At 69.9% G+C, this 25,652-nt stretch carries 20 protein-coding genes; 13 read left to right on the top strand and 7 right to left on the bottom strand.

Annotated elements, in window-relative coordinates:
- Positions 1-93: 93 nt before the first annotated feature.
- Positions 94-1,479, top strand: a complete 1,386-nt coding sequence (locus OVA02_RS09875) for a hypothetical protein (RefSeq protein ID WP_200412972.1) — start codon at positions 94-96, stop codon at positions 1,477-1,479.
- A 27-nt stretch (positions 1,480-1,506) separates the two neighbouring features.
- On the opposite strand, the gene sucB is transcribed toward OVA02_RS09875, so the two are convergent.
- The 3 genes from sucB to OVA02_RS09860 all read right to left on the bottom strand — a co-directional run bounded on the left by sucB (position 1,507) and on the right by OVA02_RS09860 (position 6,122).
- Positions 1,507-3,006 (bottom strand): 2-oxoglutarate dehydrogenase, E2 component, dihydrolipoamide succinyltransferase, encoded by a 1,500-nt coding sequence (sucB, locus tag OVA02_RS09870; RefSeq protein WP_056045486.1) that lies wholly within the window; start codon positions 3,004-3,006, stop codon positions 1,507-1,509.
- An 89-nt stretch (positions 3,007-3,095) separates the two neighbouring features.
- Complete coding sequence (gene lpdA, locus OVA02_RS09865) at positions 3,096-4,469, bottom strand: dihydrolipoyl dehydrogenase (protein WP_056045482.1); 1,374 nt, start codon at positions 4,467-4,469, stop codon at positions 3,096-3,098.
- Positions 4,470-4,643: 174 nt separating this feature from the next.
- A complete protein-coding gene (locus tag OVA02_RS09860) occupies positions 4,644-6,122 on the bottom strand; it encodes a leucyl aminopeptidase (RefSeq protein WP_056045479.1) in 1,479 nt (492 codons plus the stop codon).
- 85 nt (positions 6,123-6,207) lie between these two features.
- Here OVA02_RS09860 and OVA02_RS09855 point away from each other — a divergent pair, with 85 nt between their 5' ends.
- The 5 genes from OVA02_RS09855 (at position 6,208) to OVA02_RS09835 (ending at position 12,091) form a co-directional block, all read left to right on the top strand.
- A complete protein-coding gene (locus tag OVA02_RS09855) occupies positions 6,208-7,134 on the top strand; it encodes a proteasome assembly chaperone family protein (protein ID WP_056047489.1) in 927 nt (308 codons plus the stop codon).
- 88 nt (positions 7,135-7,222) lie between these two features.
- The gene (locus OVA02_RS09850; RefSeq protein WP_056045476.1) at positions 7,223-8,578 is read left to right on the top strand and encodes an MFS transporter; all 1,356 of its coding nucleotides are present in this window, start codon (positions 7,223-7,225) and stop codon (positions 8,576-8,578) included.
- 240 nt (positions 8,579-8,818) lie between these two features.
- Positions 8,819-10,078 carry an RNA polymerase sigma factor gene (locus OVA02_RS09845; RefSeq protein WP_056047486.1) on the top strand — a complete coding sequence of 420 codons (1,260 nt, stop codon included), beginning with the start codon at positions 8,819-8,821 and terminating at the stop codon, positions 10,076-10,078.
- Positions 10,079-10,082: 4 nt separating this feature from the next.
- Positions 10,083-11,342: a MurT ligase domain-containing protein gene (locus tag OVA02_RS09840; RefSeq protein WP_056045474.1), complete on the top strand. Its 1,260-nt coding sequence runs from the start codon at positions 10,083-10,085 to the stop codon at positions 11,340-11,342.
- Positions 11,339-12,091, top strand: coding sequence for a hypothetical protein (locus tag OVA02_RS09835; RefSeq protein ID WP_056045471.1), 753 nt, complete (start codon positions 11,339-11,341; stop codon positions 12,089-12,091). Before OVA02_RS09840 ends, OVA02_RS09835 begins: the two co-directional genes overlap by 4 nt.
- 100 nt (positions 12,092-12,191) lie before the next feature.
- Here OVA02_RS09835 and OVA02_RS09830 read toward each other — a convergent pair whose 3' ends face one another.
- On the bottom strand, positions 12,192-12,419 hold the full coding sequence (locus OVA02_RS09830) for a DUF7455 domain-containing protein (protein WP_043592677.1): 228 nt from the start codon (positions 12,417-12,419) through the stop codon (positions 12,192-12,194).
- A 224-nt stretch (positions 12,420-12,643) separates the two neighbouring features.
- Between OVA02_RS09830 and OVA02_RS09825 the strand changes: the two genes are divergently transcribed.
- Entirely contained in the window at positions 12,644-14,758 is a 2,115-nt protein-coding gene (locus OVA02_RS09825; RefSeq protein WP_056045466.1) for a DNA gyrase/topoisomerase IV subunit B, read from the top strand.
- 80 nt (positions 14,759-14,838) lie between these two features.
- Here the strand turns inward: OVA02_RS09825 and OVA02_RS09820 are convergent, their stop codons facing one another.
- Positions 14,839-17,352 (bottom strand): DNA gyrase/topoisomerase IV subunit A, encoded by a 2,514-nt coding sequence (locus OVA02_RS09820; RefSeq protein WP_192123588.1) that lies wholly within the window; start codon positions 17,350-17,352, stop codon positions 14,839-14,841.
- Between the two features lie 97 nt (positions 17,353-17,449).
- Between OVA02_RS09820 and OVA02_RS09815 the strand changes: the two genes are divergently transcribed.
- Complete coding sequence (locus OVA02_RS09815; RefSeq protein WP_235452488.1) at positions 17,450-18,544, top strand: alkaline phosphatase family protein; 1,095 nt, start codon at positions 17,450-17,452, stop codon at positions 18,542-18,544.
- Between the two features lie 28 nt (positions 18,545-18,572).
- On the opposite strand, the gene sepH is transcribed toward OVA02_RS09815, so the two are convergent.
- Entirely contained in the window at positions 18,573-19,727 is a 1,155-nt protein-coding gene (sepH, locus tag OVA02_RS09810; RefSeq protein WP_056045456.1) for a septation protein SepH, read from the bottom strand.
- 198 nt (positions 19,728-19,925) lie between these two features.
- Between sepH and OVA02_RS09805 the strand changes: the two genes are divergently transcribed.
- Positions 19,926-20,219 (top strand): DUF4193 domain-containing protein, encoded by a 294-nt coding sequence (locus tag OVA02_RS09805; RefSeq protein ID WP_043592858.1) that lies wholly within the window; start codon positions 19,926-19,928, stop codon positions 20,217-20,219.
- Here OVA02_RS09805 and OVA02_RS09800 read toward each other — a convergent pair.
- Positions 20,194-20,658, bottom strand: a complete 465-nt coding sequence (locus tag OVA02_RS09800; RefSeq protein WP_267658086.1) for a DUF3093 domain-containing protein — start codon at positions 20,656-20,658, stop codon at positions 20,194-20,196. The genes OVA02_RS09805 and OVA02_RS09800 overlap by 26 nt on opposite strands.
- A 30-nt stretch (positions 20,659-20,688) precedes the next feature.
- On the opposite strand from OVA02_RS09800, the gene dut reads away from it, so the two are divergent.
- The 4 genes from dut to acnA all read left to right on the top strand — a co-directional run bounded on the left by dut (position 20,689) and on the right by acnA (position 25,599).
- Positions 20,689-21,150, top strand: coding sequence for a dUTP diphosphatase (gene dut / locus OVA02_RS09795; protein WP_200922575.1), 462 nt, complete (start codon positions 20,689-20,691; stop codon positions 21,148-21,150).
- A gap of 77 nt (positions 21,151-21,227) precedes the next feature.
- Positions 21,228-21,866: a DUF3710 domain-containing protein gene (locus OVA02_RS09790; RefSeq protein WP_123570779.1), complete on the top strand. Its 639-nt coding sequence runs from the start codon at positions 21,228-21,230 to the stop codon at positions 21,864-21,866.
- Positions 21,867-21,872: 6 nt separating this feature from the next.
- The gene (locus OVA02_RS09785) at positions 21,873-22,631 is read left to right on the top strand and encodes a DUF3159 domain-containing protein (RefSeq protein WP_056045452.1); all 759 of its coding nucleotides are present in this window, start codon (positions 21,873-21,875) and stop codon (positions 22,629-22,631) included.
- Between the two features lie 151 nt (positions 22,632-22,782).
- Positions 22,783-25,599: an aconitate hydratase AcnA gene (gene acnA / locus OVA02_RS09780; RefSeq protein WP_056045449.1), complete on the top strand. Its 2,817-nt coding sequence runs from the start codon at positions 22,783-22,785 to the stop codon at positions 25,597-25,599.
- Positions 25,600-25,652: the final 53 nt, after the last annotated feature.

Below are 25,652 nucleotides of genomic sequence, written 5' to 3'. Positions count from 1 at the left end.
GACGAATCCTCCCCAGGGACTCCGGTCCGTCGCCGGTCGACAGGGTTCCCCGGCGGGAGGGCGCCGACGACCACCGGACGACACCATCGCCTCATGACGAACGAGTCGATCGGCCCCTACCGCGTGCTCTCCCGGCGCCTCGACGGCGGGGTGGAGCGCATCCTCGCCGAGGCACCCGACGGCTCACGCGTCGTGCTCAGGAGGCGCGGGTCGCGTCCGACCGGGCGCTCTCCCGTCGCCGAGGCGGTCGCCTTCTCCCGGGCGGACCACGCCCACGTCGCCACCCTCGTCGACGTGGTGACGGACCCGTCCGGCGAGGTCGTGCTCGTCTTCTCGGACGTCGGGGGCGACCCACTCGCCTCGTGGCTGGCCGCCCGCGGTCGACCCGAGACCGGGGAGGTCATCACCCTCGTCGTCCCCGTGCTCGGCGCCATCCAGCATCTGGCCCGTCGGGGCACGGCCGTGCATGCGCTGGACGTCGACGACGTCGAGATCGACGCCCGCGGGGCACCCGTCCTGGTCGGCGTCCATCCTGTGGACGCGGGGTCGGATGCGGGGCCGGACGCCGAGCGCACCTCGCTGCCCGTGGCGGCGGAGTTCGCCCGGGCCCTGGTCGAGCGGGCGGTGCGACCGGCCTCGCGATCCTCGCCGCCGGTCCTGGACTCGACGAGCTTCGAGTCCCTCGTCGAATCGGTCTTCGACCTCGGCGAGGCTGTCCCGCTCTCGAGTGTCGACGCCGTGGTCGAGGGCGACGAGGTCCCCCAGGGCGAACGCGTCGAGTCGGTCGCAGCGGACGAACGGGTCATGCCGGGCTGGCTCGCCCTCCTGCCCGAGTCGGAGGCGATCGACCGGGTGATCGCGGGCGTGGCCGACCTCCGCCCACGGCGGCTGGTCGACGCCCTGCGAGCCGTCCGTCGGCGATACCGACTGCTCGCGGCCGCGGGCGTCGTCGTCGCCGGGGTGGCTCTCGTCCTCGGACCGGCCGCCTCGGGACGTGATGACGTTCCACGTCAGGACGGACCGTCCGACGGGGTGGGTCCGGTCGCGCCCCGGTCCGAGTCGTCGGCGCCGGTGAGCCCGTCCGGCGACTCCGCGGACACCCGCACGCCTGCACCCGCTCGGACGGGCGGGGCGGTGACGCCCGGCGAGGTCGAAGCCCTGGTGGGGGGTGACGATGCCGGTGCGGCCGCCGAGGTGCTCCTGCAGGCACGGCTGACGTGCCTGCGCGACGTCACGCCGAGTTGTCTCGACGCCGTCGATCAACCCGGTTCGCCGATCGCTCTCCGGGACGCCGACGTGCTCGACGACCCCTCGCTCGCCGCGGCGGCGACGGTCCCTCTCGAGCTCACGGGACGAATGTCACGAACCGGGGGGACGGTGTTCTTCGAGGCGACGGGACCACACGGCGAAACGGCCTCGGTCCTCATGATGAGGACCGAGGCCGGTTGGCGGCTTCGCGACGTGATCGTCGATCGGTGAGGCCGGTCGGGCCTCACGCGAGGGGCGTCAGATGCCGAGCTTGGACGTGAAGTCCCCGCCCTCGAGGCGCTCCTTGACGGCGACCAGGAAGCGCGCCGCGTCGGCGCCGTCGACGATGCGGTGGTCGTACGACAGGGCCAGGTAGACCATCGACCGGATGGCGATGGACTCCGAACCGTCTGCCTTGATGACCACGGGGCGCTTGACGACGATGCCGGTGCCGAGGATGGCCACCTGTGGAAGGAAGACCACGGGGGTGTCGAACAGGGCGCCGCGCGATCCCGTGTTGGTGACGGTGAAGGTGCCACCGGCCAGCTCGTCGGGCTTCAGCTTGTTGTCACGCGTGCGCTGCGCGAGGTCGGCGATCTGGCCGGCGATGCCCGCGAGGTCGAGGTCCGAGGCGTTCTTGATGACCGGCGTCAGCAGGCCGCGCTCCGTGTCGACCGCCATGGCAACGTGCTCGTGGTCGGGGTAGACGATCGAGTCACCGTCGACGGTGGCGTTCAGCTTCGGGTGCGCCTTGAGCGCCTCGGCGGCCGCCAGGGTGAAGAACGGCAGGAAGGACAGCTTGTTGCCGGTCTTCTCGAGGAAGGCACCCTTGTTGGCGTCGCGGAAGGCCGCGACCTTGGTGACGTCGACCTCGACCACGCTGGTGAGTTGGGCCATGGCCTGCATCGACTGGACCGCACGCTCGGCGACGACCTTGCGGAGGCGCGACATCGGAACGGTCGTGCCGCGCAACGGCGACACCTCGATCGGGGCGGGACCGGAGGAGGCCGGCGCCGAGGTCGTCGAGGTCGCGGCGGCTTCGGCGGCGGCGAGGACGTCCTCCTTGCGGATGCGACCGCCGACGCCACTGCCGGACAGGGTCGAGATGTCGACACCCTTCTCGTTCGCCAGCTTGCGGACGAGCGGGGTGACGTAACCGACCGGCGCACCGCTGCTCGGGGCCGGCGTGGCGGGTGCCGACGTCTCGGACGAGCCCGTGGCGGGCGACGGCGTCGGTGCCGACGGGGCCGGCTGCTCGCTGCTGGGCCGGGCGGCCTGGGGCTGTGCGGCGGCCGGCTGCTGGCCGGCGGCGTCCTGCTGTGCGCCGTCCTGCTGGGCGGCGGGCGCGGGGTCCACCGCGGGGGCGGGCTCGGGCGCGCTGGCGGCGGAGTCCTCGCCCGGGGCAGGGGCCGCGGACGACGGGAGCTCGGGCTCCTCGGCCTCCGGCTCGGCGAGTGCCGAGGGTGCCTGCTCCGGCTCTTCGGCGGCTTCCGGCTCGTCCGCCGGCGACTCGGAGGCGCTGCCGTCTCCGATGCGGACGAGGGCCGTGCCCACCTCGACGGTCTCGTCCTCGGCGACGAGGATCTCCTCGATCACGCCGGCGACGGGCGAAGGGATCTCGGTGTCGACCTTGTCGGTCGAGACCTCGAGCAGCGGCTCGTCGACCTCGACGCGGTCACCGACGTTCTTCAACCAGCGGGTGACCGTACCCTCGGTGACACTCTCTCCGAGTGCCGGGAGGTTGACGGATTCGCTCATCTGTGGGGCTCCTTTGACGACATGTGTGTCTGTGGTTGCTGTGGTGGTGGTGCGGGCCCCTGCTGAGCAGGAGCGATGGTGCCAGGGATCTACATCGCGTGCAGCGGCTTGCCCGCGAGGGCCAGCATGGCTTCGCCGAGGGCTTCGTTCTGCGTGGGGTGCGCGTGGATCAGGGGAGCGACGTCCTCCGGGTAGGCCTCCCAGTTGACGGCGAGCTGTGCCTCACCGATCAGTTCGCCGACACGGGCGCCGATCATGTGCACGCCCACGACGGGTCCGTCGACGACGCGGACCACCTTGACCGAGCCGCTGGTCCCGATGATGTGGCTCTTGCCGTTGCCCGCGAGGTTGTAGTCGTAGCTGGTGACCTTGTCGGCGCCGTACTGGTCGGCGGCCTTGACCTCGGTCAGGCCGACCGATGCGACCTCGGGGTCGGAGTAGGTGACCTTGGGGATGTTCACGTCGGAGATCACCTGCGGCTTGAGGCCGGCGATCTCTTCCGCGACGAAGATGCCGTGCTGGAAGCTGCGGTGCGCGAGCTGCAGGCCGGGCACGATGTCGCCCAGGGCGTAGACGCCGGGGACGTTCGTCGCGAGACGTTCGTTCGTCAGGACGAAACCGCGGTCCATCGTGATGCCGACCTCTTCGTAGCCGAGACCGGCGGTCGAGGGGCCACGGCCGACGGCGACGAGCATGAGGTCGGCGTCGAACGTCTTGCCGTCCTCGAGGGTGACGACGACGCCGTCCTCGTTCTGCTCGACGCCCTGGAACCGGACGCCCAGCGAGAAGGCGATGCCGCGCTTGCGGAACGCGCGCTCGAACTGCTTCGAGATCGACTCCTCCTCGTTGGGGACGAGGTGCGGCAGGGCCTCGACGATGGTCACGTCGACGCCGAAGCTCTTCCAGACGCTGGCGAACTCGACGCCGATGACGCCGCCGCCGAGGATGACGACCTTGTTCGGCACGTGGTCGAGCGCGAGGGCGTGCTCGCTGGTGATGACCTTGCCGCCGATCTCGAGACCGGGGAGGCTCCGCGAGTACGAACCCGTCGCGAGCACGACGTTCTTGGCCTTGAGCGTGGTCTCGCCGACCTGGACGGTCGAGGGCGACGTGAGCTTGCCCTCGCCTTCGACGGTCGTGATGCCACGGGCCTTGACGAGCCCCTGGAGACCCTTGTACTTGCTGGCGACGATGCCCTCGCGGTACGAGGTCACGGCGGCGATGTCGATGCCGTGGAAATCGGTGTTGACGCCGTACTTGGCGGATTCGCGCGACACGTCGGCCACCTCGGCCGAGTGCAACAGCGCCTTGGTGGGGATGCAGCCTCGGTGGAGGCAGGTGCCCCCGACCTTGTCCTTCTCGACGAGTGCGACGCTCAGGCCCAACTCGCTCGCTCGCAGCGCTGCGGCGTATCCGCCGCTCCCGCCACCGAGCACCACCAGGTCAAAATTCTGTTCCGACACCCAGCAACTCCCTCGTGCGTCCGCGGTGCCCCGACGCCGAGGCGGGGCCGTCGCGGTGGCGACGACGCCCGTCCCCGAACCGACCGCATCGTCCGGCGGCGTCGTCGTGACGCGCGTCGGAGGATGCTCTCGGGGGACCGATCTCAGCGGGTTTCTCCCGCCCCCTCGACCCTACTACGCAGCAGAAAACTTGTCGGCCAGCTCGATCAGGGTACGGACGGTCACGCCCGTCGAGCCCTTGGCCGTGTAGCCGTATCCGCCGCCCTTGTTGTTGGACGGACCGGCGATGTCGAGGTGGGCCCAGGGGATCGGCGTCGTCGTGCCCTCCCGCGAGCCGACGAACTCGTTGAGGAAGACGCCGGCGAGCAGCATGCCTGCGGCCGTGTTGCCCGGGGTCGCGTTCACGAGGTCGGCCACGTCGGAGTTCAGGCGCGCGCGGAGTTCGGAGGCCAGCGGCATGCGCCAGAAGGTCTCTCCGGCCGCGTCGGCGAGCGACACGATCTCGGACGCGAGGTCGTCGTTGCCCATGACGCCGACGTATCGCATGCCCAGGGCGACGACCTGGGCACCCGTGAGGGTGGCCACGTCGACGATGGCGTCGGGCTGCTCGTCGCTCGCCGCGACCAACCCGTCCGCCATGACCAGGCGGCCCTCGGCGTCGGTGTTCGTCACCTCGACGGTCGTGCCGCCCTTGATGGTGAGGACGTCGTCGGGTCGGATCGCCGTGCCGCTCGGCATGTTCTCGGCGATGCAGAGCCAGGCGGTCAGCCGCACGGGGAGCCGCAGCTTGGCCACGGCCACCGTCACGGCGAGGACCGTGGCGGCCCCCGTCATGTCGTCCTTCATGCCGAGCATGCTCCCGGCGGGCTTGAGGGACAACCCGCCCGTGTCGTACGTGATGCCCTTGCCGACCAGGGCGAGGTGCTTGGCGGCTCCGGCGGGGGAGTACTCGACCTTGACGAGTCGGGGACCGCGGCTCGAGCCCTGACCGACGCCGAGGATGCCCCCGTACCCGCCGTCACGGAGGCCGTCCTCGTCGAGCACGGTCACCGAGAGGGCGTCGTCCGACGCGTGCGCGACGGCGAAGTCGGCGAGTGCCTGGGGGTACATCTGCTGCGGGGGAGTCGTGGCGAGGTCACGGACGGTGTGCACCGCCTCGGCCACCACGGCGGCACGGTCGAGGACGGACTCTTGGACCTCCGTGGCCGTCGCGAGGGCGATGTCGCGAGCGTGTCGACGGGTGTCGGACGCCGAGGAGTGCCGGAACGCGTCGAACTCGTACGAGGCGATCGCGGCGCCCTCGAGGGCGGCCAGTGCGTCGGCGGCGTCGCCCACGGGCAGGGCCAGGACGACCCGGTCGACGGCCGTGAGCTGACGGACGGCCGAGCCGGCGGCGTAGCGCAGGCTCTCGGCCGTGACGGCGTCGCCCAGGCCGACCAGCGCCACGATGGTGGCCGTGACGCCGGACGCGGGGACCTTGACGAGTTCGTCCCGGGCGCCCGTCACACCGAGGGCGGCGAAGGACTCGGCGAGCCCCGGGACCTCGAGGGTCGGCTCGGGACCGTCGGCCCCCTTCACCACTCCGACGACGAGGACGTCGGCCTCGGCGGTGATCGGATCGGACGACAGGACGGAGAGGGTGGCGACGGTCATCCATCCATCGTATCCACCGTGGTGTTCGCTCTCGGCACGTGGTCGCGGGCCCTCCTGGCGACGACCGGTGCCTAGCATGGAGACCATGCACGACCCCGCAGCTCTCTACGACTTCACCCCCGACGCCGACGGCGTGCCCGAGGGCCTCCCGCTCGTCGCCGGACTCACCGGGTTCGCCGACGCGGGCTCGGCGGTGAGCCAGCTCGCGGAGTACGTCCTCGACACCCTCGACCACACCCTCGTGGCGACGTTCGACGCCGACGAGCTCCTCGACTACCGGGCCCGTCGCCCGACCTTCACGTTCGACCAGGACCACATCTCCGAGATCGAGCCGTCGACCCTCTCCCTCTACCTCGTCCACGACGACCTCGGTCAGCGGTTCCTCCTCCTGGCGGGCTTCGAACCCGACTTCCAGTGGCAGCGCTTCACCGCGGCCGTCGTGCAGCTCGTCGAGCGCTACCGCGTCTCGACCACGACCTGGGTGCACTCGATCCCGATGCCCGTGCCCCACACCCGTCCCATCGGCGTGACGGTCAGCGGCAACCGGTCCGACCTGGTCGAGGCGATGTCCGTCTGGAAGCCCGTGACCCAGGCCCCAGCCAACGCTCTGCACCTCGTCGAACACCGGCTCGGCGAGACGGGTCACCCCACGGCGGGCTTCGTCCTGCTCGTCCCGCACTACCTCGCCGACACCGAGTTCCCCGACGCCGCCGTGGCGGCGCTGTCGAGCATCAGTGCCGCCACGGGGCTGATCTTCCCGACCGACCGCCTCCGCGAAGAGGGTCGTGACTTCATGGTCAAGGTCGACGAGCAGGTCGCCGGCAACCACGAGCTCTCCCGCCTGGTCGCCACGCTCGAGGAACGTCACGACACCTACATGCAGGGAAACCCGCTGCCGTCGCCGTTGACCGACCAGGACGGCCAGGTGCCCACTGCCGACGCACTGGCGGCCGAACTCGAGAAGTTCCTCGCCACCCGGCGGGTCGACGGCGAGGGCGACGACCGCGCCTGACCGGCACCGCACCTCCCGGGTCCGTTCCGATCCGCGGACGCAGGAGGCGCGGGCCGGCGTCCGGCGCCCGGTCGGCTAGGGTCACGGGGTGAACTCCGCACGCGCCTGGCTCGTCTGGGGCGCCGCCGTCTTCGCCTACGTCGTCGCCGTCCTGCAGCGGTCGTCACTTGGCGTCTCGGGCGTCGAGGCCCAGCAGCTCTTCGGCGTCTCCGCCTCCAGCCTGTCGACCCTGGCCGTCGTCCAACTCGTCGTCTACGCCGGGCTGCAGATCCCGGTCGGCGTCCTGCTCGACCGGGTGGGGCCCAAGAGGCTCATCGTCGCAGGGGCCGTCATGCTGGCGGCGGGCCAGCTGGTCGTGGCGCTCTCGCCCCCGACGATCGGCGTGGCCGTCGTGGGCCGCGTGCTCGTCGGCGCCGGCGACGCGATGACCTTCATCTCGGTGATCCGTCTGCTGCCCTCGTGGTTCCGTGGTCCGATCCTGCCGCAGGTGTCGCAGTGGACCGGCAACGTCGGACAACTGGGTCAGGTGCTGTCGGCCGTGCCGCTGTCGATCGTCCTGCACGGGGCGGGGTGGGGCCCGGCCTTCCTCAGCGCGGCGGCGTTGTCGGTCGTGGCCGCCGTGGTGGTGCTCATGGTCGTCAAGGAGTCGCCGACCGGTCGCGTCCGCTCCGAGACGGTCGTCAGTTGGGCCGACGCGGGGCGACAGCTCGGACAGAGCGTCCGGCGTCCCGGGACCCGGCTGGGGTTCTGGTCGCACTTCGTGACGCAGTCGTCGGGCACGGTCTTCAGCCTGCTGTGGGGCGTCCCCCTGTTGGTGGGCGGTCTGGGCTTCACGACCGCCGAGGCCTCGGGCATGCTCTCCCTCCTCGTGCTGTCCGGTGTCGTGGCGGGGCCGGTCCTCGGGGTGCTGGTCGCCCGGTACCCGATGCGACGCTCCAACCTGGTCCTCGGCATCGTCACGGTGCTGGCCGTGGTCTGGACGACGCTGCTCGCGTGGCCGGGGATACCCCCGCACTGGCTCGCCTACGTGCTCGTGGTCGTGCTCGGAGTGGGCGGGCCCGGTTCCCTGATCGGCTTCGACTTCGCGCGGACCTTCAACCCGCTTCGCAGCCTCGGCGTGGCCAACGGGGTGGTCAACGTCGGTGGCTTCCTGGCGAGCTTCGTGATGATGTTCCTCATCGGCGTCGTGCTCGATCGACTCGATGCCGCCCGCATCGCCTCGGGCCAGCCGAGCGACCTCTTCGCGTTCGAGTCGTTCCGCATCGCGCTGCTCGTGCAGTACGTGGTGATCGGCGGTGGCGTGGTGGCTCTGCTCGTCGAGCGTCGGCGCACCCGCCGGGGCCTGCGGCTGGAGGAAGGAATAGAGGTGGCGCCGCTCTGGGTTGCCCTCAACAAGAGATGGCATGCCGCACGCACCCGGGCCCGGAGGGGACCGACCGCCTGAGGTCGCCCTTGTCGCTCGGCACCGGTCGGACGTGCAATAATGGGATACGGACCCGTTCATGTCCATCGATCGAGTTACCGCGTCGACGTCGTCGACGCGCATTCGATCGAGGACTTGACATGGGTCCTAGTACTGCCCGAATTCGGCCGACGCCCAGTGCCGGTCGACGTCCCCACCGGCGCACGTGAACGCGACGATCGCGTCCGGTCCGGAACGTACCGAGAACTGAAAGGTGTTCGCATGGCTACACGAAGCAAGGCGACCACGGCCCCCGACGAGGCCGTGACCGACGACACGGCCGTCGAGGCCGAGACCACGGCTCCTCCCGCCAAGAAGGCGCCGGCCAAGAGGGCTCCCGCCAAGAAGGCGGCGACGAAGGCTCCGGCCAAGACCGCCGCGGCCAAGAAGGCCGCCGCAGCCGAACCCGCCGACGACGAGGTCGACGCCGAGGCCGCGGTCGACCCGGCTGCCGCCGACGACGCGGACGGCGAGGGCGCCAAGCCCGTCCCCGAGATCCTCCCCACCGGCGCGCTCGTCATCTCGCAGGACGACGACGACGAGATGCCCGTCTACTCGACGACGATCACGGGTGCGACGGCCGACCCCGTCAAGGACTACCTGAAGCAGATCGGCAAGGTCGCCCTGTTGAACGCGGCCGAAGAGGTCGAGCTCGCCATGCGGATCGAGGCGGGTCTCTTCGCCGACGACAAGCTCGCGAACAGCACCGGCCTGAGCCGCGAGCTCGAGCGTGAGCTGCGCTGGGTGTCGCGCGACGGTCAGCGGGCCAAGAGCCACCTGCTCGGTGCCAACCTCCGACTCGTGGTCAGCCTCGCCAAGCGTTACACGGGCCGTGGCATGCAGTTCCTCGACCTGATCCAAGAGGGAAACCTCGGCTTGATCCGCGCCGTCGAGAAGTTCGACTACACCAAGGGCTTCAAGTTCTCCACCTACGCCACCTGGTGGATCCGTCAGGCCATCACGCGGGCCATGGCGGACCAGGCTCGCACCATCCGCATCCCGGTGCACATGGTCGAGGTCATCAACAAGCTCGCCCGTGTCCAGCGTCAGATGCTGCAAGACCTGGGACGCGAGCCCACGCCCGAAGAGCTCTCGCGTGAACTCGACATGACGCCCGAGAAGGTCGTCGAGGTCCAGAAGTACGGCCGCGAGCCCATCTCGCTCCACACGCCCCTGGGTGAGGACGGCGACAGCGAGTTCGGCGACCTCATCGAGGACACCGAGGCCGTCGTGCCGGCCGACGCCGTCGGGTTCACGATGCTGCAGAAACAGCTCGAATCGCTGCTCGACAGCCTGTCCGAGCGCGAGGCCGGTGTCATCCGCATGCGCTTCGGGCTCGGTGACGGCATGCCGAAGACCCTCGACCAGATCGGTGACACGTTCGGCGTGACGCGCGAGCGCATCCGCCAGATCGAGTCCAAGACGATGGCGAAACTTCGCCACCCGTCGCGTTCACAGTCGCTCCGCGACTACCTCGAGTAGGCCCGTGCGTTACCTGGTCCCCGTGCTGGCCGGCCGTCTCGTCCGGGCGGTCGCCCGGTTGCGTGGTGGCGGGTCGGCGTACCCGGGGCAGACGGTCCTGAAGCTCGCGCCCGACTTCCTCACCCATGTGTCGTCCCAGTTCGATCGCGGCGTCGTGTTCGTGCTCGGGTCGAACGGCAAGTCGACGACCACGATGATGCTCACCGAGACGCTTCGTGCCCACGGGTTGAAGGTGTTCACGAACCCCACGGGTGCCAACCTCCCGCAGGGCATCGCGTCGGCCTTCCTCCGTGAGGTGACGCCCTTCGGTCGCGTCCGTGACGACATCGGGGTCATCGAGGTCGACGAGGCCTTCGCGGTCGAGTTGACGAAGTCCCTGCACCCCTCCACGGTGCTCATGCTCAACGTGCAGGTCGACCAGTTGTACCGGTTCTTCGAGACCGAGCGGGTCGGCACGATGATGACCGACACCGCCGCCGAGGCGACGGTCGCGGTCGTCACGAACCGCGACGACCAGCACCTCGGCCCCTACCAGCCGGTCGGTCGCCAGACGGTGACCCGGTTCGGCGCTTCCTCCGAGGTCGTCTCCGCGTCACCCAACGGCCTGCAGAACGCGCACGACTTCAGGCGTGAGGCCGACTCCTCGTTGACCGCGGAGACCGAGGTGACCGCACTCACGGGCACCGGTGCCACCATCACGGTCTCGGGCACTCCGATCGACGTCCGGCTGCCGGCCCGTGGTCTCCACTACGCGGTCGACGCGGCAGCGGCGCTCCAGACGGCCTCGGTCGTCCTGGGGCACCCGGTCGACCCGGCCGCCGTCCGGCGGGCGTTCGAGAGCATGAAGCCGGCCTACGGCCGTGGTGAGCGCATGTCCCTCGGCGCCGACGAAGCCGAGTTCATCATGTTCAAGAACGCGGCGAGCCTCCAGATGAACCTCGACGCACTCCCGCAGGGCGTCGAGCAGGTCATGTTGGCCATCGACGAGGGCACGCCCGACATCTCGTGGATCTACGACATCGATTTCTCGCACCTCGACCACGTCGACGTCCTCGCCGGCGCGAAGGCCTGGCAGTTGGCCTTGAGGCTCGAGCACGAGGGCATCCCGGTCCACGTGATCGAAGAAGACATCTCGAAGGCCATCCGTCTGATGCGAGCCCTTCCGTCCCCGAGCGACAAGACGAAGCACTTCGTGACGAACTACGAGCAGATGATGCTGGCCCGTCGCATCCTCGGCCACCCCGACCTGGAGAAGACCGCGTGAGCGACGACGTCCTCCGAATCGTCCACCTCTACCCGGAAGAGCTCGGCGTGAGCGGCGATCGGGGCAACGTGACGTCGCTCTCGGTGCGCGCGAACCGGGCCGGGATCGACAGCCGCGTGCTCGAGTACCGCGTGGGCGACGACGTGCCGACCGTCGCCGACGTGGTCGTCGTGGGGCACGGCCCCCTGTCCGGCGTGCGAGCCGTCGCCGCCGACGCTCGCCGCCTCGCGCCGACGCTCAAGTCGTTCGCGGCGTCCGGGGTGCCGGTCGTGGCGGTGGGGGGCGGTCTCGAGCTCCTCAGTCGGGGCGTCGAGGACGTCGACGGGGCGACGGTCGAGGGAGTCGGTTTCTTCGACGCCGTGGTCCGCCGCGGGGCTCCGCGACGGACGAACTACCTGCAGGTGACGACCGACTACCAGGGCGACGAGGTCACCCTCTTCGGTTTCGAGGATCATGCCGCGCATCTCGAACTCGGCGTGGACGCGGAGCCCTTCGGGACCGTCGTCCACGGAGGCGGGAACGGTGACGGGCGCGAGGGCGTCCGACGCGGGGTCTCCTTCGGCACGCAGCTGAAGGGCCCGGTCCTGCCGCTCAACCCCGCCCTCACCGACCGGGTGCTCCGCGTCGCCCTGAGCCGCCGGATGATCTCCTACTCGGCAGGCCCCGGGCACGCGAAGCTCGACGAGTACGCCGCCGCGTCGCAGAAGGTCATCGCCGACAACCTCGAGCGTTCGTTCAAGGCCATGTGACGACGTCGGTCCGCAGACACGACGAAGGCCCCGCATCGATCGGATGCGGGGCCTTCGTCGTACCGCCGGCCCGGGCTGTGGTCCGGGGAGGCGCGGCGTCTCAGTGGGCGAGGAGCTTCGAACTCTCGTCGAGCCACTCGATGGCGGTGGGCTGCAGCTTCTCCTTGAACTTCGCGCCGTGGTGGGCGCAGAAGAGCAGTTCGCCGGTGGCCATGGTCGCGCGGATGTAGGCCTGGGCTCCGCAGCTGTCGCAGCGGTCCGCGGCGCTCAACTGGTAACGGGAGCCGAGCTCGTCGACGGCGGTCTGGTCGGTGGCCATCTGAGTCATGTGATGCTCCTCCTGACGGTGGTGCGGTGGGTGAGACACTCATCAAAACACGCCGACGTCGGTATCGCGTGCCATCGGCACCGGATTTCGCTCATCGCGTAGCGGCGAGGGGCCGGTCGAGTGTCGGGACTGCCGTGTCGGCGGCCCTCGGTAGGCTGTAACGCGGTCACCGCCTCCCCGCATTCCCGTCGTCGAGAGATGGCGGCGGGCCCCTCAGGAGAACAATGCCCCCCACCTCGTCCGCCCCCGCCTCCGACTACTCGGCCCGGCACCTCTCGGTGCTCGAAGGCCTCGAGGCCGTGCGCAAACGCCCCGGCATGTACATCGGGTCGACCGACTCCCGGGGCCTGATGCACTGTCTGTGGGAGATCATCGACAACTCGGTCGACGAGGCGCTGGGCGGGCACGGCGACACCATCGACGTCGTTCTGCACCCCGACGACAGCGTCGAGGTCCGCGACAGCGGACGCGGGGTGCCCGTCGACATCGAACCCAAGACGGGTCTGAGCGGTGTCGAGGTCGTGTTCACGAAGCTCCACGCCGGCGGGAAGTTCGGCGGCGGGTCCTACACGTCGTCCGGCGGCCTCCACGGCGTCGGTGCCTCCGTCGTCAACGCACTGTCCGAGAGGCTCGACGTCGAGGTCGACCGGGGCGGCAAGACGTACGCCATGTCGTTCCGACGCGGTGAACCCGGCACCTTCGAGGACGTCGACGAACCCACCCCCGATTCACCGTTCACCCCCTTCGTGTCCGGCAGCGTGCTCCGAGAAGTGGGCAAGACCAAGCGTGGCGTCACCGGCACCCGGGTGCGTTACTGGGCCGATCGCCAGATCTTCACCCGAGGGGCCTCGTTCCAGACGGATGAGCTGTCGGCCAGGGCCCGGCAGACGGCCTTCCTCATCCCGGGGCTGACGTTGACCCTGCGCGACGAACGCGTGGGTTCGCTCACGGACGGCGGCTTCCCCCTCGAGAGCACCTTCCGCTTCGACGGAGGCATCAGCGAATACGTCGAGTTCCTCGCTCCCGACACCGCCGTGACCGACACGTGGCGTCTGACCGGGTCGGGCACCTACACCGAGACGGTACCCGTGCTCACCGACGGTGGTGCCATGATCGCCACCGAACTCGAACGCCAGTGCGACGTCGACATCGCCCTGCGCTGGGGCGGGGGGTACGAGACGGTCTTCCGCAGCTACGTCAACATCATCGCGACGCCGAAGGGCGGATCGCACCAGACCGGTTTCGAGGCCGGGCTGCTCAAGTTCGTGCGGCAGCAGGTCGAGGCCAACGCCCGTCGCCTCAAGGTGGGCACCGACAAGATCGAGAAGGACGACGTCCTGGCCGGTCTGACGGCGGTCCTGACGGTGCGCCTGCCCGAGCCGCAATTCGAGGGCCAGACGAAAGAGATCCTGGGCACACCGGCCGTCCGCGCGATCGTCGCGAACGTCGTGGCGAACGAGTTGGGCGCGTTGTTCACGTCGACCCGGCGAGAAGACAAGGCGCAGACCGCCCTCGTGCTCGACAAGGTCGTCGCCGAGATGAAGACCCGCATCGCCGCACGGGCGCACAAAGAGACCCAGCGTCGCAAGAACGCCCTGGAGAACTCGACCCTGCCGGCCAAACTGGTCGACTGCCGGTCGAACGACGTGGCGAACAGCGAGCTGTTCATCGTCGAAGGGGACTCCGCGCTGGGCACGGCCAAGGTCGCCCGGAACAGCGAGTTCCAGGCACTCCTGCCCATCCGCGGCAAGATCCTGAACGTGCAGAAGGCCTCGGTCAGCGACATGCTCTCGAACCTCGAGTGCGCCTCCATCATCCAGGTGCTGGGAGCCGGGTCCGGACGGTCCTTCGATCTCGAGGCGGCCCGCTACGGCAAGGTCATCATCATGAGCGACGCCGACGTGGACGGTGCCCACATCCGGACGCTGCTGCTGACGCTGTTCTTTCGGTACATGAGACCGATGATCGAAGCCGGTCGCGTCTTCGCGGCCGTCCCCCCTCTGCACCGAGTGGTCGTGATGCACCCCGGCAGCAAGCCGAACGAGACGATCTACACGTACTCCGAGAAAGAGCTGCACGGTGTCCTCGCAGGGCTCAAGCGCACGAACAAGAAGTTCCAGGACCCCATCCAGCGGTACAAGGGACTCGGCGAGATGGACGCCGAACAGCTCCGCACCACGACGATGGAACGCCAGAACCGCATGCTGCGGCGCGTCAAGGTCGACGACGCCGAGAACGCCGCCCGCGTCTTCGAACTGCTGATGGGCAACGACGTGGCTCCTCGCAAGGAGTTCATCATCGACGGCGCCGGTCTCAGCCGGGACCGCATCGACGTCTGAGTCCTGATCAGGCCGTCACCGAGAACGAGGACGCCCTGTCTCGACGTCGAGGCCGCCGCCTCGGTCGGTCCGTCGAGGGGTCACTCGTCCGGTTCGGCACCTGCCTCGAGGCCGGTGGCCGAATCGGCGATGTGTGCCACCGAGGCGCCGACCGAGCCCACGGGCGCGTCCAGGGGCGTGCCCGATCCGTCACGGCGTGAGAGCTCGGCGGGCAGAGTGCGGACCGAACCGTCCGGCCCGACCGCCTGAGCGGGAGCCGGGCCGACCCAGGCCAGCGACAGGGCGTCCTCGCCCTTCAGCAACGAATGGGACCGGACGCCGCCCGTGGCACGCCCCTTGCCCGGGTACTCGTCGAACGCGCTGAGCTTGGCACGTCCGGGGTCGGTGCCGGCGATCGTCGAGCTGCTCGACGAGACCGTCGCGACGACGGCCTCGCGGCCCGCGGGCACGGCACCGAAGAAGATCACGGTCGCGTCGTCCGGAAGGTTGATGCCGGCCACCCCGCCGCCCGCGGGCCCCTGCGGTCTGACCGCGGAGGCGGTGAACCGGAGCAACTGCGTGGCGGACGTGACGAAGACGAGTTCGTCCTCGTCGACCCCTTGGGCGACGCCGACGACCTGGTCGCCCTTCTTCAGGGTGATGACCGGGAAGTCGGGTCGGGCGGGGTACTGGCCGGTCGCGACCCGTTTGACGACCCCGCGGGCCGTGCCGAGCGCGATGCTCCGGTCGGCGGTCAGCGAGACGAGCCCGAGCACGCGCTCCTTCTTGTCGACCACGCCGATGTAGTCCCGGATGGGCACCCCCGCACCCAGCTGGACGGACGTGGGCGGCACGGACGGGAGGTCGACGGGGGTGAACCGGACGAGGCGGCCGAGGTTCGTCACGGCGCCGATCTCGGTCCGCGTCGTCGTGTCGATCGACGAGAGGACGGCGTCGTGCTTCGTGCGCCGGGTCGGGGGAGTGGGGGCCGCGGAGTCGGGGTCGAGGTGGTCCACCCGCAGGACGCGGCCCGTCGTCGAGAGGAACACCCGGGTCGGGGTGTCGGCGATCTCGAGCACCGGTGCCGACCTGCTGCCGCGACCGGTCGTCGCGACGCTCGCCTTGGCCTCCGTGAGCAGGGTCCGACGCGGCGTGCCGAACTGCTCGGCGATGTCGGCGAGTTCGCTCGAGACGAGGGCCCGGAGGCGGGCGGGGTCGGCCAGGAGGTCCTTGAGGTCGGCGATGGCCGCGAGCAGCTCGTCGCGCTCGGCTTCGAGTTCGATGCGGCTGAACTTGGTGAGTCGGCGCAGCTGCAGGTCGAGGATGTACTCGGCCTGGATCTCGCTGAGGTCGAAGACCTCGCGCAGGCGTGCCCGGGCGGCAGGCGTGTCGTCGCTCGTCCGGATCACCTGGATGACCTCGTCGATGTCGACGATGGCGACGAGGAGGCCCTCGACGAGATGGAGGCGGTCCTCTTTCTTGGCCAGCCGGTAGCGGCTGCGACGTGTGACGACCGAGAGGCGGTGCGCGACGTAGACCTCGAGCATCTCCTTCAGGCCGAGGGTCCGCGGCTGCCCCTCGACCAGGGCGACGTTGTTGATGCTGAAGCCGTCTTCGAGCGGGGTGTAGCGATAGAGCTGCTCGAGGACCGCCTCGGGGCTGAAACCCGTCTTGATGCCGATCACGAGACGGAGACCGTGCTTGTGGTCGGTCAGGTCGGTGACGTCCGTGATGCCGGTGAGCTTCTTCGCCTGCACCCCGTCCTTGATCTTCTCGATCACCTTCTCGGGCCCCACGAGGTACGGCAGCTCGGTGACCACGAGACCGTTCTTCCGTGCGGTGATGCTCTCGACGCCGACCCGCGCCCGGGTCTTGAAGCTGCCTCGACCCGTGGCGTAGGCGTCGCGGACCCCGGCCAGCCCGGCGATCGTGCCGCCGGTCGGCAGGTCGGGACCCGGCACGAACGCCATCAGGTCGTCCAGGCTGGCGTCGGGGTGGTCGATCAGGTGCCGGGCGGCACCGACGACCTCGACGAGGTTGTGGGGCGCCATGTTGGTCGCCATGCCCACCGCGATGCCGCTCGCACCGTTCACGAGCAGGTTCGGGAAGGCTGCCGGAAGCACCTCGGGCTGCATCAACTGGTTGTCGTAGTTGGGGACGAAGTCGACGACGTCCTCGCCGAGTCCCTGGGTCATGGCCAGCGACGCCTCGGCGAGACGGGCCTCGGTGTACCGCGGTGCGGCCGGCCCGTCGTCGAGCGAGCCGAAGTTGCCGTGCCCGTCGATGAGCGGCACCCGCATGGTGAAGGGCTGCGCCTGACGGACCATGGCGTCGTAGATCGCGGTGTCGCCGTGCGGGTGGAGCTTGCCCATGACCTCACCGACGACGCGCGCGCTCTTGACGTGGCCCCGGTCGGGCCGGAGGCCCATCTCGGACATCTGGTAGAGGATGCGACGCTGGACGGGCTTGAGGCCGTCCCGGGCGTCGGGCAGCGCTCGGGAGTAGATGACCGAGTACGCGTACTCGAGGAACGACCCCTGCATCTCGAGCGAGACGTCGATGTCCTCGATGCGTTCGCCGTGGTCGGAGCTGCTCGTGTTCTCGGTGGTGGTCATGCACTTCTCACGGATCGGGGTGGACGGGGCACCCGATCGTCGCTGTGCCAGACTGGGGCCGGTGTCCTCCATCGTACCGGCGCGCCCCAGAGGGGCCGTGAGCCTGGCCGACGTGGTGCCCTCGAGTCTCGCGTCCCTGCGGGGCGAGCCGAACGCGCTCCGCCTGCCCGCCGCGCGGGCCGCGGTGGTCGTCCTGGTGGACGGTCTCGGCCAGGCGGCCCTCGGCGCCCGTCGGGGCCACGCCCGGACGTTGTCGGGGGTGAAGGGCAGCCTGTGGTCCGGGTGGCCCACGACCACCGCCGCGGCGCTCACGACGCTGACGACCGGGGTGCTCCCCGGCGAGCACGGCCTCGTCGGCTACTCGGCCCTCGACCCCGAGAACGATCGAGTGGTGAAGCAGCTCTCGGGGTGGGACGATCGCATGCGGCCCGACGAGTGGCAGCGGCGTCCCACGCTGTTCGAGACGGCCACCGACGTGGAGTCCCACGCCGTCGGCCCCAAGCGCTACCGATCGTCCGGCCTGACCGAGGCCATCCTCCGGGGCGCCACCTACGACGTGGCGGAGAGCGTGGCCGACCGCTTCGCGACCGCGGCGATGCTCGTCGACTCGACCCGCGCCTCCTTGGTGTACCTCTACGTCCCCGAGCTCGACATGATCGCTCACCGTGCCGGCTGGGAATCGGACGAATGGATCGATGCCCTCGAAGGCGTCGACGGCGAGGTCCGGAGGCTGGAGGCCTCGGTCGCGCCCGACGTCGGGGTGATCGTCACGGCCGACCACGGCATCGTCGACGTGGCCGAACGGAGGCGCATCGTCTTCGGGGGCATGCCCGCCCTGGTCGACGGGGTGAGGCACGTGGCGGGGGAGCCCCGCTGCCTGCAACTGCACCTCGAGCCCGATGCCGACGAGGGCCGCCGGGATGCGGTGCTCGACGCGTGGCGAGCAGCCGAAGGCGACCGAGCCTGGGTGTTGTCCCGGTCGGAGGCCGTCGACGCCGGTTGGTTCGGGGCCGTGGACCCGGCGGTCCTGCCCCGCATCGGCGACGTGATCGTCGCCGCCCGGCGGGGCGTCGCCTACTACGACGGACGAGATCGCGGTGGTGCTCCGGGAACCATGGTCGGTCACCACGGATCGTGGTCCGACGACGAGACGCTCGTGCCCTTGAGGACGTTCGGCGCCTACCGGCGGTGATCGTGGCCGCCGGGGCGGGCCAGGAGGGTCAGGCGGGGTCGTCGTCCGTACGCGCTCCGAAGACGATCTCGTCCCAGCTCGGCATCGAGGTGCGCCCCCGCGCCTTCTTGGTCGACTGGGCCGCGCTGGGCATCTCGCGTCGGCCAGCGCGTCCCCGGCTGCCCCGGATGCCCGTGGGCTGGACCGGTGCGTCGCCCGCCGGGGCGTCACCTCGGGTCGACCGGTCGGGCAGCACGGGTGTGGGTTTGGTGGCCCCTTCGGGCAGGTCGAAGTCGTCCAGGGGGACGTCGATCACGCGGATCGCCCCGGTGGCCTGGTGGTCCGGGCGCCCGTCGTCGTCGGAGAACCGGGCGGCCTCGCGTTCTCCGCGTCGGCGTCTCAGCGCCTCGAGGAGGTCCGCGGTCTGGTCGTGCCCGCTCTCGTCGTCGGGTGCCCGGTTGGCGGCGGCGAAGGAGGCGGTGCTGCGGACGCCGGGACGCAACCGGTCGGTCGCGGTCTCGGCCGGCAGTTCGACCGCGTCGGCCTGCTCGACCAGGAAGGCGCCGCTGTCGAAACGGCCCGAGGTGTCGTCGTGGCGCGGCTCACGGGAGACGGCCCGGAGACGAGGGACGAGTGGACCGACGTCCTCGCCGTGCTGCGAGAGGCGATGGGCGTCGCCGCCGAGGGGGGCGAGGACCGACTTCTTCGGGTCGAAGCGCCACGTCGCGTCGCGCTCGACCTCGTGCGTGACGAAGGCCAGGTGGACCACCCAGCCGTGCTCGGCGTCCTTGTAGGCGCTCCATTCGCGCTGGGAGGTCTCGGCACCGTCCAGTCGCTCGTCGATGACGGCCCCGAAGGTGGTCGCCTGAACACCGGACGCCGCGTCGTCGTCGACGGACACCGGGACGGCCCTGGCGCTTTCGAGCACGAAGGCGCGCTCGGCGAGGACCGGCCCTTCGAACCGGTGCACGTAGTCGAGGTCGGCGCCGGTCAGGTCGGACACCTGCTGAGGGGTCTTGCCCGCCCGGACCAGGGCCTGGATCTCACGGGGCGGTGCCTTCCGTTCGACCGGGGCGTCGCCGGGGCTGGCCGCCCTCAGCTGGGAGTGGAGGGTGTGGGTGACGGGAAGGCGGTACTCGCCACCGGCGTCGGTGGCGACGAGCAGAGCTCCGCTCTGGACGCCGATGACCCTGAGATCCTGCATTTTCCACGCCTTTCACCGTCGTGATCCGGTGCCAAGAGTCGCACGTCGGCGGCCGTTCTCACGGGAATACGACGGGCGTGCCGTCAGTTCTTCCGAGGCGGCTGAAAGGCCGTGGGAACTGGTTTGCTATTCGACAACGAGTGATGCAAACTGCACCCGCCGAATCGGGCACACGAATCACCGAAGAACTGGATGGGCATGGCCACCGACTACGACGCACCTCGCAAGAACGACGACGACGGCTCGGAGTCGATCGAGGGGCTCAAAGAGAGGGTCCCCGACAAGATGACCGGCGTCGTCGACGACGACGCCGACAACCCGGGCTCGTTCGAGCTCGCCGGGCAGGACCTCTCGGACCTCGACCTCGACGTCGTCGTCCTCCCCCCGCAGGTCGACGAGTTCACCTGTGTCGAGTGCTTCCTGGTCAAGCACCGTTCGCAGCTCGACCACGAGACCAAGCTGGGCGCTATCTGCCGGGAGTGCGCCGCCTGAGCGCCTCCAACCGTCGCACGACCTCGTCGGGTCGACGGGTCGACACCAACCAGTAGGGCGCCGGGTCGTCGAGGTCCGTCAACGAGATCTTGACCACCGGTCGCACCCACCCCCGGAAGAGGGTCCAGGCTCGCGCGTCGAGCCGGGGCCCTCTTTCTCGTGTCGCGTCGGCGCCGGTGAACCCCTCGGCGTCACCGATCTCGTGGGGGAACAGACGGGCCCGCCCCGCGGTGAAGCCCTCGTCGTCGATCGTCAGCACGGGCGAGGTCAGGACGAGCAGGACGACGGCGGCCGCGTAGAACACGACGGCCATCACCACGCCGACCGTCGAGTTGATCGGCAGGAAGACCAGGAGGGTGGCGGGGACGAGGAGCGCGCAGGCCACGAAGACGGAGAGCGGCGGGAGCAGGCGCTCACGGTAGGGGTTCATGACGTCCATTCGACCAGACTTCTGCACTACCCTCGACACGTGATCCAGACCCTCGACGTCCTCATCGCCGCCGAGGCGATGTCGGTGCCCGTGTATTCCCACCCGGGCGACGCCGGCGCCGACCTGGTCTCGACCGAGGACCTCGTGCTGAGGCCCGGCCACCGCGCCCTGGTCGGCACGGGCGTCTCCATCGCCCTTCCCGAGGGTTTCGCCGCGTTCGTCATGCCCCGCAGCGGCCTCGCCGCCAAGCACGGCATCACCGTCGTGAACGCCCCGGGCACCGTCGACGCGGGGTACCGCGGAGAGATCAAGGTCTCGCTGCTCAACACCGACCTCGAGGCCGAGCACCACGTCGCCGTCGGTGACAAGATCGCCCAGCTCGTCATCATGCCGGTCGTCCGCGCGACCTTCGTTCCCGTCGCGACGCTCCCCGAGAGCGTCCGAGGGGCCGACGGTCACGGATCCACCGGATACGCACACAACCCAGGAGGCACCGCGTGAGGAAGTCCAAACGCCGCGAGCAAGAACTGGCCGCAGTCGAGATCGACGTCGAGTCGGCCGACGTCGCCGACGTCGAGATCGACATCGAGTCCCTCGACGACGCCGAGGTCGAGGTGTTCGACGATTCCAAGTCGGCACCCGCGGACCGCTCCGAGGTGGGCCCGCTGGACGAGACCGAGGCCAACCCCGTCCGCCCGTACGTCGATCTCGGTGGCGTCAAGATCCTGCCCCGCGAAGGGCTCCACCTCCGACTCGAAGTCGAAGAGGGAAGCAAGAGGGTCGTCGCCGTCGGTCTCGACTTCGCCAAGTCGACGCTGCAGGTGCAGCCGTTCGCGGCGCCGCGCACGACCGGACTCTGGAACGAGATCCGAGGTCAGATCAGCGAGCAGATCGAGAAGCAGGGCGGCACGACGGCCGAGGTCGAGGGGCCCTTCGGTCCCGAGGTCCGAGCCGAGATCCCGGTGATGGGCGGTGACCCCGGCACGACCCGACGAGCACGCTTCATCGGCGTCGACGGGCCCCGCTGGTTCCTCCGCGGCGTGATCGCGGGCGACGCGGCTCACGAAGGCGACGCTGCCGAGAAGATCGAAGAACTCTTCCGCAGCATCGTCGTGGTCCGCGGGACGACCCCGATGCCACCGCGCGAGCTGATCCCGCTGTCGATGCCGAAGGCCGGCCCGACCGACGCCCCGGGCACCACGCCCTCGGTCGTCTGACCCGACGTGTCCGCGTCCGACGACCGGCCCGATCCGGCTGATCCGTCGCCGCTCGACGACCCCCGGGTGTCGCTCGCGGCCCAGTTGCAGGCCGCCGCCCGACGGGCCGGCATCGGCCAGGTCGCCCCTGGCGAGGTCCCGACGGCGTCGGCGCTGCTCACCGCCATCGGCGGGGTGCGGGGGCTCGTCGAGTCCATCGTGCCCGGGCTCGGCTTCGTGGTCGTCTACACGATCACGCAGGACGTCGTCCCGTCGGTCCTCATCCCGCTGGTCCTGGCCGTGGCGTTCGTCGTCGCGCGCGCGGTCCAGCGCGGTCCGGTCGCCCAGGCCCTCGCGGGCGTCTTCGGCATCGCCCTCTCCGCGGGGATCGCCTTGCTCTCCGGCCGTGCCGAGAACAACTTCGTGCCCGGCCTCCTGATCAACGCCGCGTCGCTCGCCGCGATGCTCGTCAGCATCGCCGTGCGCTGGCCGCTCATCGGCATCGTGGTCGGACTCCTCACGAACGACGGCACGGGCTGGCGGGGGGACCGGGCGAAACGACGCGTCCTCGTCCTGGCCACCTGGTTGTGGGCCGGACTGTTCGCCGCCCGCCTCGCCGTCCAGGTGCCGCTGTGGCTGGCCGGGGACGTCGCTCTTCTCGGGACGCTCAAGCTCGTCATGGGCGTGCCGCTCTACGCGGGGTTGCTCTGGGTGACCTGGCTCCTCGTGCGGACGGTCTACCGCGGACGCGAGGCGGCGGACGACGCGCGGGGCCCCTCGGCCTGACCCGCGCCTCCTGGTGCTATGTTTTGTCTTGACATCGAGACAAATCGCTGGGATCGGCCCCGGGGACACCCCGCGGACTTAGGCTGACCTCGCTGGTGGGCGTCGCGCGCACCGGCCAAGATGAGGGCGTAGTCAGCAAGGGAGACGGCACGTGTCTGCAATCAACAGTTTCGGCTCGAAGAACACCCTCACGGTCGGGTCCACCGACTACGAGGTCTACCGCATCGACGCGGTCGAGGGTTCTTCGAAGCTTCCGTTCAGCCTCAAGGTCCTGCTCGAGAACCTGCTCCGCACCGAGGACGGTGCGAACGTCACGGGTGACCAGATCCGGGCCCTCGGCTCGTGGCAGCCCACCGCCGAGCCCGACACCGAGATCCAGTTCACGCCGGCGCGCGTGGTCATGCAGGACTTCACGGGGGTGCCCTGCATCGTCGACCTCGCCACCATGCGAGAGGCCGTCGCCGAGCTCGGCGGAGACCCGACCAAGATCAACCCGCTGGCACCGGCCGAGCTCGTCATCGACCACTCCGTCATCGCGGACCTCTTCGGCTCCGAGAACGCGCTCGAACGCAACGTCGAGATCGAGTACGAGCGCAACGGCGAGCGGTACCAGTTCCTCCGTTGGGGGCAGACGGCCTTCGACGACTTCAAGGTCGTCCCGCCGGGCACCGGCATCGTCCACCAGGTCAACATCGAGTACCTGGCGCGGGTCACCTACAGCCGCGAGGTCGGCGGAGTGCTGCAGGCGTACCCCGACACCCTCGTCGGCACCGACTCGCACACGACGATGGTCAACGGCCTGGGCGTGCTCGGCTGGGGCGTCGGGGGCATCGAGGCCGAGGCCGCGATGCTCGGTCAGCCCGTGTCGATGTTGATCCCCAAGGTCGTCGGCTTCAAGCTCTCCGGCTCGATCCCGACCGGCGTGACGGCGACCGACGTGGTGCTCACCATCACGCAGCAGCTGCGCCGGCACGGCGTCGTCGGCAAGTTCGTCGAGTTCTACGGCGAAGGCGTCGCCGAGGTGCCCCTGGCCAACCGGGCGACCATCGGCAACATGAGCCCCGAGTTCGGTTCGACGGCGGCGATCTTCCCGATCGACGACGTGACCCTCGACTACCTGCGTCTGACCGGGCGCTCCGAGGAGCAGATCGACCTCGTCGAGCAGTACTCCAAGCTGCAGGGCCTGTGGCACGACCCCTCGACCGAACCCGTGTTCAGCGAGTACCTCGAGCTCGACCTCGGGACGGTCGTCCCGTCCATCGCCGGGCCGAAGCGTCCGCAGGACCGCATCGAGCTCACCGAGGCCAAGTCGCAGTTCGAGGTCGACCTCGAGAACTACGCCACGACGGACCACTCGCACGTCGACGCCGCGGTAGAGGGCACGTTCCCGGCCTCCGACCCGATCGGCTTCACGGCCGAGGACGACGACGACGCCCAGCCGCACTCGATCTCGCACACGTCGCACGCACCGGCCAAGGTCTCCAAGCCCACCTCCGTGGCACTCGGCGACGGCTCGACGTTCACGCTCGACCACGGCGCCGTGGCCATCGCTGCCATCACGTCGTGCACGAACACGTCGAACCCCTCCGTCATGCTCGCCGCGGGCCTGCTCGCCCGCAACGCCAGCAAGAAGGGGCTCAAGGCCAAGCCGTGGGTCAAGACGACCCTCGCGCCCGGGTCGAAGGTCGTCACGGACTACTACGAGAAGGCCGGCCTGACCACCTATCTCGAGGACCTCGGTTTCTACACCGTCGGCTACGGCTGCACGACCTGCATCGGCAACTCGGGCCCGCTGCTCGACGAGATCTCGACGGCGGTGCAGGACAACGACCTCGCCGTCACGGCCGTCCTGTCGGGCAACCGCAACTTCGAGGGTCGCATCAACCCCGACGTCAAGATGAACTACCTCGCCAGCCCGCCGCTCGTCATCGCGTACGCCCTCGCCGGGTCGATGAACTTCGACTTCGAGAACGACGCCCTGGGCACCGCCGACGACGGCTCCGACGTCTACCTCCGCGACATCTGGCCCGACGCGGCCGAGGTGCAGCAGACGATCGACTCGTCCATCGACACGGGGATGTTCACCCACGAGTACGCCGGGGTGTTCGACGGCGACGAGCGCTGGCGCTCCCTGCCGACCCCGACGGGCGCCACCTTCGAGTGGGACTCCGAGTCGACCTACGTGCGCAAACCTCCGTACTTCGAGGGCATGACGATCGAGACCACGCCGGTGACCGACATCCAGGGCGCCCGCGTGCTGGCCAAGCTCGGCGACTCGGTCACGACCGACCACATCAGCCCCGCCGGGTCGATCAAGGTCGACAGCCCGGCCGGCCACTACCTCGACGAGCACGGCGTGGACCGCAAGGACTTCAACTCGTACGGGTCCCGTCGAGGCAACCACGAGGTCATGATCCGGGGCACGTTCGCGAACATCCGCCTCAAGAACCAGTTGCTGGACGGGGTCGAGGGTGGCTACACCCGCGACTTCACCCAGGCCGAGGGGCCGCAGTCGTTCATCTACGACGCCAGTGCCCGCTACCAGGAGCAGGGCACGCCCTTGGTCATCCTGGGCGGCAAGGAGTACGGCTCGGGCTCGTCCCGGGACTGGGCCGCGAAGGGCACGAGCCTGCTCGGGGTCAAGGCGGTCATCACCGAGAGCTTCGAACGCATTCACCGGTCGAACCTGATCGGCATGGGAGTGGTTCCCCTGCAGTTCCCGCAGGGCGAGAGCTGGGAGTCGCTCGGTCTCGACGGCACGGAGCAGATCGACATCGTCGGCATCGAGCAGCTCAACGAGGGCACGACGCCGAAGACGGTCCACGTCACGGCGACCCCCACCACCCATTCGCCCGCGGGCAAGCAGCCGGTCGAGTTCGACGCCGTCGTACGCATCGACACCCCCGGCGAGGCCGACTACTACCGCAACGGTGGCATCCTGCAGTACGTCCTGCGCAGCCTGGTCTGAGCGACGGACCCCGCAGTGACCAGGCCCCCGGACGATCGCCCGCGTCGTCCGGG

Origin of the sequence: Frigoribacterium sp. SL97, assembly GCF_026625765.1 — a bacterium.
In the GTDB taxonomy this organism is placed as follows: Bacteria; Actinomycetota; Actinomycetes; order Actinomycetales; family Microbacteriaceae; genus Frigoribacterium.
This window is presented reverse-complemented; position numbering and strand designations above follow the sequence as displayed.

Bases quoted from the DNA above. Each gene is read 5' to 3' on its own strand.
- OVA02_RS09855 (WP_056047489.1), top strand. From the start codon at position 6,208: ATGCACGACCCCGCAGCTCTCTACGACTTCACCCCCGACGCCGACGGC.
- sucB (WP_056045486.1), bottom strand. From the start codon at position 3,006: ATGAGCGAATCCGTCAACCTCCCGGCACTCGGAGAGAGTGTCACCGAG.
- OVA02_RS09845 (WP_056047486.1), top strand. From the start codon at position 8,819: ATGGCTACACGAAGCAAGGCGACCACGGCCCCCGACGAGGCCGTGACC.
- OVA02_RS09830 (WP_043592677.1), bottom strand. From the start codon at position 12,419: ATGACTCAGATGGCCACCGACCAGACCGCCGTCGACGAGCTCGGCTCC.
- OVA02_RS09805 (WP_043592858.1), top strand. From the start codon at position 19,926: ATGGCCACCGACTACGACGCACCTCGCAAGAACGACGACGACGGCTCG.
- OVA02_RS09860 (WP_056045479.1), bottom strand. From the start codon at position 6,122: ATGACCGTCGCCACCCTCTCCGTCCTGTCGTCCGATCCGATCACCGCC.
- OVA02_RS09875 (WP_200412972.1), top strand. From the start codon at position 94: ATGACGAACGAGTCGATCGGCCCCTACCGCGTGCTCTCCCGGCGCCTC.
- OVA02_RS09825 (WP_056045466.1), top strand. From the start codon at position 12,644: ATGCCCCCCACCTCGTCCGCCCCCGCCTCCGACTACTCGGCCCGGCAC.
- OVA02_RS09800 (WP_267658086.1), bottom strand. From the start codon at position 20,658: ATGGACGTCATGAACCCCTACCGTGAGCGCCTGCTCCCGCCGCTCTCC.
- sepH (WP_056045456.1), bottom strand. From the start codon at position 19,727: ATGCAGGATCTCAGGGTCATCGGCGTCCAGAGCGGAGCTCTGCTCGTC.
- OVA02_RS09820 (WP_192123588.1), bottom strand. From the start codon at position 17,352: ATGACCACCACCGAGAACACGAGCAGCTCCGACCACGGCGAACGCATC.